General features: G+C 67.8%; 3 protein-coding genes. 2 read left to right on the forward strand and 1 reads right to left on the reverse strand.

Going from position 1 to position 3,470, the window contains the following annotated elements; all coding sequences use genetic code 11:
* Positions 1-169: 169 nt before the first annotated feature.
* Positions 170-1,924, forward strand: coding sequence for a 2-isopropylmalate synthase (gene leuA / locus BGN97_RS14005; protein ID WP_292702719.1), 1,755 nt, complete (start codon positions 170-172; stop codon positions 1,922-1,924).
* 49 nt (positions 1,925-1,973) lie between these two features.
* Here the strand turns inward: leuA and BGN97_RS14010 are convergent, their stop codons facing one another.
* Positions 1,974-2,660, reverse strand: a complete 687-nt coding sequence (locus BGN97_RS14010) for a TRIC cation channel family protein (protein ID WP_292702722.1) — start codon at positions 2,658-2,660, stop codon at positions 1,974-1,976.
* A gap of 36 nt (positions 2,661-2,696) precedes the next feature.
* Between BGN97_RS14010 and recO the strand changes: the two genes are divergently transcribed.
* Positions 2,697-3,446 (forward strand): DNA repair protein RecO, encoded by a 750-nt coding sequence (gene recO, locus BGN97_RS14015; RefSeq protein WP_292702724.1) that lies wholly within the window; start codon positions 2,697-2,699, stop codon positions 3,444-3,446.
* Positions 3,447-3,470 lie beyond the last annotated feature (24 nt).

A 3,470-nucleotide genomic window follows, 5' to 3' on the forward strand; every position in this document is an offset into this window, starting at 1 on the left:
GCCGGTGTCACGCGATGAGCATTCTGCCAAGCGTGGTGTTAGCATCGTTGCATGCCTCTGGGCGGTCTGCTTCTTCTTAGCTGCCGCGACGAGTCCTGATCATCGGGCCTCTCTCGTCGCGGCGCTTGTGTTGGCCTGAGCACGTTTTCTGACAAGAAGAAGCCCCATCATGAAGAACAACCAGAAGCCCTCTTCGATGCCGATCCACAAGTACCGGCCGTTCCACGAGCAGATCCGCGTCGATCTCCCGGATCGCACCTGGCCCTCGAAGCGCATCACCGAAGCGCCCCGCTGGTGCGCGGTCGACCTGCGCGACGGCAACCAGGCCCTCATCGACCCGATGTCGCCCGAGCGCAAGCGCGTGATGTTCGAGCTGCTCGTGAGCATGGGCTACAAGGAGATCGAGGTCGGCTTCCCGTCGGCCAGCCAGACCGACTTCGACTTCGTGCGTCAGCTGATCGAGGAGGACCTGATCCCCGATGACGTCACGATCCAGGTGCTGACGCAGTGCCGCGAGCACCTCATCGAGCGCACCTACGAGGCGATCACGGGCGCCAAGCAGGCCATCGTGCACTTCTACAACTCGACCAGCGTGCTGCAGCGCGAGGTCGTCTTCCGCTCCGACCGCGACGGCGTCAAGCAGATCGCCCTGGAGGGCGCGCGCCTGTGCCGCAAGCTGGAGAAGACCATCCCCGGCATCGAGGTGTACTACGAGTACTCCCCGGAGAGCTACACGGGCACCGAGCTGGAGTACGCCGTCGAGGTGTGCAACGAGGTGATCGAGGTGCTGGAGCCCACGCCTGATCGCAAGGTGATCATCAACCTGCCCGCCACGGTCGAGATGGCCAGCCCCAACGTGTACGCCGACTCGATCGAGTGGATGCACCGGCACCTGGCGCACCGCGAGAACGTGATCCTGTCGCTGCACCCGCACAACGACCGCGGCACCGCGATCGCCGCGGCAGAGCTCGGCTACATGGCGGGAGCCGACCGCATCGAGGGATGCCTGTTCGGCAACGGCGAGCGCACCGGGAACGTCGACCTCGTCGCCCTGGGCGTGAACCTGTTCACCCAGGGGATCGACCCCCAGATCGACTTCAGCGACATCGACCAGGTCAAGCGCACGGTCGAGTACTGCAACCAGCTGCCCGTGCCCGAGCGCAGCCCGTGGGCAGGAGACCTGGTCTTCACCGCGTTCAGCGGCTCGCACCAGGACGCCATCAAGAAGGGCTTCGAGGCCATGGCCGCGAAGGCCGAGGAGCAGGGCGTCTCCGTGGACGAGATCGAATGGGGCGTGCCGTACCTGCCGGTGGACCCGAAGGACCTGGGCCGCTCGTACGAGGCCGTCATCCGCGTTAACTCGCAGTCCGGCAAGGGCGGCGTCGCCTATCTGCTGAAGACCGACCACGCCCTCGACCTGCCGCGCAAGCTGCAGATCGAGTTCTCCGGCGTCGTGCAGGCGAAGACGGATGCCGAGGGCGGCGAGGTCACCAGCGACCAGATCTGGTCGATCTTCACCGACGAGTATCTGCCGGCCGACGACGACGCCGCCAAGTGGGGCCGTTTCGAGCTGCTGGGCACCCAGACCCGCAGCGACATGACCGGCGAGGTGTCGCTCGACGTGGTGCTGCGCGACGGCGATGAGCGCGTCGCGACCGCCGGCACCGGGAACGGCCCGATCGCGGCGTTCATCGAGATCCTGCGTGCGCGCGGCTTCGACGTGTCGCTGTACGACTACGTGGAGCACACCATGTCCAGCGGAGGCGACGCCCAGGCTGCGGCCTATGTGGAGCTGCAGGTGGACGACCACCGGCTGTGGGGCGTCGGCATCGACGGCGACATCTCGACCGCATCCCTCAAGGCGATCGTGTCCTGCGTGAACCGCTCGATCCGCACCCGTGAGGCTCAGCTCGTCCAGGCGTGACACGTCCTTCGGGGGTCCGGTGGCCATCGGTCGCCGGACCCCCGAGGCGTCACGGCTTGATGATCGGGATCATCCCCGTCTCGGTCGCCACCTTGCGGCGGTAGAGACGGCGCTGCTCGGGCAGTGAGACGTCGTAGATCACGGCGAGCACGCGGATGACGGCGGTCACGACGATGCCGGTGATGGCGGCGGCGGTGATGTCGACGTCGAACAGGTTCATGATGACCGTGGTCGTGCATCCCACCCCGGCGGCGACCGCGTAGAGCGAGCCGACGTGCATGATGGCGACCGGCAGCCCCATCAGCACGTCGCGCAGGACGCCGCCGCCGACGGCCGCGCACACGCCGATGAACACAGCGGGGACCGGAGGGATGCCGAAGGCGATGGCCTTGCTGACACCGAACGCGCCGAACATCCCGATCACCACGGCGTCGAGCACGACGATGAAGGTGTTGATGCGGTTGAAGACCCCCGCCAGCAACATGCCGAACAGCGCGGCGCCCGCAGCGGTGATCAGGTACCAGTTGCTCTGCAGCGTGGCCGGCGGCTGACCGATCAGGAGGTCGCGGATCAGACCGCCGCCCATGCCGATCATGATGCCGATGATCGCGACGCCAAGCCAGTCGAGACGCCGCTCGCCCTGGAAGCCGGAGGCGAACATGGCGCCCTGGATGCCGCCGAGCCCGACGCCGAGCAGATCGGCCCACAAGGGGATGGTGAAGAGCGGTTCGGTCACCCGTCCATTCTTCCCTGTGCAGGGGATAATCGTTGAGTGCCCACCTACCGAGACGAAGCGGTGGTCCTGCGCACCCACAAGCTGGGTGAGGCGGACCGCATCGTCACGATGCTCTCCCGCCGCAACGGCAAGATCCGGGCGGTCGCGAAGGGCGTGCGGCGCACCTCGTCGAAGTTCGGCTCACGGCTCGAGCCGTTCATGGTCGCCGACGTGCAGCTGTACCAGGGCCGCTCGCTGGACATCGTGCAGCAGGCCGAGTCGCTCGGTGCGTACGGCGCCGACATCGCGGTCGACTATGAGCGCTTCACCGCCGCCAGCGCCATGGTCGAGACGGCCGACCGGCTGAACGAGGCGGAGGCGACGAGCGAGCAGTACCTGCTGCTGGTCGGCGGCCTGCGGTCGCTGTCGCGCGGCGAGCATGCCGCCCGCAGCATCCTGGACTCCTACCTGCTGCGCGTGATGGCGCTGTCCGGCTGGGCGCCGGCGCTGGAGGACTGCGCGCGCTGCGGCGCTCCGGGCCCGCACTCGCACTTCGGACCCCAGCTGGGCGGGACCGTGTGCGACGACTGCGCCCCGGCGGGAAGCCCGCGGATCTCGGCGTCGACTCTCGCGCTGCTGCGTGCCCTGATGGGCGGCGACTGGGCGACGGTGGATGCTGCCGCTCCGGGCGACCTCGCCGCGGCGTCCGGCACGGTGGCGGCCTATGTGCAGTATCAGCTGGAGCGCGGCATCCGGTCACTGGAGCACGTGACCTCCCTCTCCTCCGACCGACAAGGAGTCCGGTGACCCCGAAGCCCTACACGCACAAGG

The organism is Microbacterium sp. 69-10, from assembly GCF_001897945.1.
Classification (GTDB): domain Bacteria; phylum Actinomycetota; class Actinomycetes; order Actinomycetales; family Microbacteriaceae; genus Microbacterium.